Annotated in this window: 2 protein-coding genes; both read left to right on the forward strand. The window is 65.4% G+C overall.

The features are described 5' to 3' along the window. Positions 1 to 458 precede the first annotated feature (458 nt). Entirely contained in the window at positions 459 to 1,034 is a 576-nt protein-coding gene (locus FEK34_RS22045) for a type IV toxin-antitoxin system AbiEi family antitoxin domain-containing protein (protein WP_249359493.1), read from the forward strand. Position 1,035: 1 nt separating this feature from the next. After that, a complete protein-coding gene (locus FEK34_RS22050) occupies positions 1,036 to 1,794 on the forward strand; it encodes a nucleotidyl transferase AbiEii/AbiGii toxin family protein (RefSeq protein WP_138450931.1) in 759 nt (252 codons plus the stop codon). Positions 1,795 to 2,200 lie beyond the last annotated feature (406 nt).

Here is a 2,200-nt window from a genome sequence, read left to right on the forward strand (position 1 = left end):
ACAGCAGTTGGTTGACCTGGCGTTGGGCGTCGTCGCCGAGGTCGTCGAGGGTGGTGGCGGCGCTGCTGTAGGCATCGGCCATGCGCCGCATCGCGGTCTCATCGCCCTCGGGCCAGTCACCGGCCCCGACGACGTACTTCGCGGCCCACTGCAACGCCTCGGGAATCTCGATGCCCACCCCAGAACCCTCCACTCCGCCGACTGCGCTCAGAACTTACCTACGCAGACATGGACGCGCCGGACCCGGCTTCGGTTCCATCGGCTTTCGGCGGAGTCGACATTCATGTGGATTGAGGATCCGGAGACCTAGCAGCTTCGGCGGGTCGAGCTGCTTCATGGAAGAGCGTTTCGATAGCAAGACTGGCATGAGAGTAGGCTCTTAGCCTACGGAGGTGCCAGTGATGCCGAAGGTTTCCGCTCGAACCCCAGCAGAATTGCTTCAACGTCCGATCCGGATATTGCGTCCCCGAGACGCCGCGCCGGTCTACCGGCATCCGCGACCGGAGATCGCGCGTCTGGCCGATGCCGGCGCTCTGCATCGCGTGGCCACTGGCTACTACGCCGCTGTACCCGATGATCGCGTCGGTTCGATCTGGCTGCCCGAGCTCGAGCCGACAGCGCTCGGCATCGCGGCCGCCGACGAGGGCATCGAATCGGTGGCGCTCATGGGGTTGTCCGCAGCTCGGGTGCACGGTGCGATACCGCGCGCGCTGGCAGTTGCCGTTGTGGCAGCGAGCCGGCACCGGACCACCCTGGAACTGATCGATCGGCCCGCGACGGTCTACTTCGTCCGCCGGGAGGTCGAAAAACTCGACCTCCAGCGGCATCGGTGGGATCTCGGAAGCGGCTGGATTACCAGCGTCGAACAAACCGCCCTCGACCTGGCCGCGCGCCCGGAACTCGGTGGACTACCCGACGAGGCATGGTCGGCTGCGCACGCTTTGTTGCCAAGAGCCGATCGCGAACTGCTTACCCAGCTCGCGGCGGCGCAGCGGCGGACGTCTGCCCTCAACCGTCTGCTCGAGGCCATCTGACATGCTCACATTCGACGAGGAGCAGCGCGTGGCAGGTCAGTTCGGCGTTGCCGTCGAACAAGTGCGCCGCGACCATCTCATCTCGCACCTTCTCGGCGCCATCAGTCGCGACTTCTCCGAGGACGTCTTGTTCTTCGGCGGGACGGCGCTGTCGCGGACTGTGCTGCCGGACGGGCGGCTGTCGGAGGACATTGATCTGATCGCGCTCGGCAGGCGACAGGAGATCGCCGAGCGAATGGAGCGCCTGCTCCTTCGGGCGGTACGACGCGAGTTTCCTGATCTTCAATGGCGGCCCGCGTTGACCGATGTGCGCGATACCCAGCCAGCGGTGATCATCACCTCGGCCGGGACCGCCGTACGAGTACAGCTGCTGAATCGAACCGGATATCCGTCCTGGCCCACCGAGCTCCGGCAGATTGTCCAGCGTTATGCCGACGCTCCTGCTGCCGAGCTGATCGTCCCGACAACTCCGGCATTCGTGGCCTGGAAGACCGCTGCTTGGGCGGACCGTAGAGCATCGCGCGATCTGTACGACTTGAAACTGCTCGCCGACCACGGCGCGGTTACCGAGGACGCAGCCGAACTTTTTCGCCGGTACGGTCCGACGAACCGCTACCCGTCCGGCGCACTGTTCACCGATCCACCGGACGAGGCCACGTGGCGGCGTGAGTTGTCGGCCCAGACCCGCCTCACGGTGACGGCTGCCGATGCTCTCCGATATGTCCGCGGGGTGTGGGCGAGCATCGTGCCCACGGCATGACGACGCGGCTCACACCCAGAGCCGCCCCAGCCCCACTGTCGCCCGGCTCACGCCCGCCGGACAACCGCCGTGAGTCACCCGGAAACTCCAGGCAACCCCAACTCCACCCCGCCGCCAGCGACGATGTGCGCAGGCTATGGGCGTTGGTTGGTTCGGTGCCCGGGGCGACGGTAGATTGATTCGGTGATCAGCAGCGAAGTTCGCGGATGTGCCGCGTGGGTGACCTCGGGTCCGGTCGTGCCCATGTAACAAGTGGCCCGGCGGACAGATAGTGCCAATGAACATTTTTGTCTGATTGATACGAGAACTGAGCTCGGAGAAGTGGACGCCACGCTTGGATAGGTGAGCGTCCTGTCCGGGTGTCGTCGGGGAGCGCTTGCGTGGTGTTCCGGAAGCGAGGTTACGG

Source organism: Nocardia cyriacigeorgica (assembly GCF_005863245.1).
GTDB classification, from domain to species: domain Bacteria; phylum Actinomycetota; class Actinomycetes; order Mycobacteriales; family Mycobacteriaceae; genus Nocardia; species Nocardia cyriacigeorgica_C.

Coding starts and splice junctions, on each gene's coding strand:
- FEK34_RS22050 (WP_138450931.1), top strand. CDS start 1,036: ATGCTCACATTCGACGAGGAGCAGCGCGTGGCAGGTCAGTTCGGCGTT.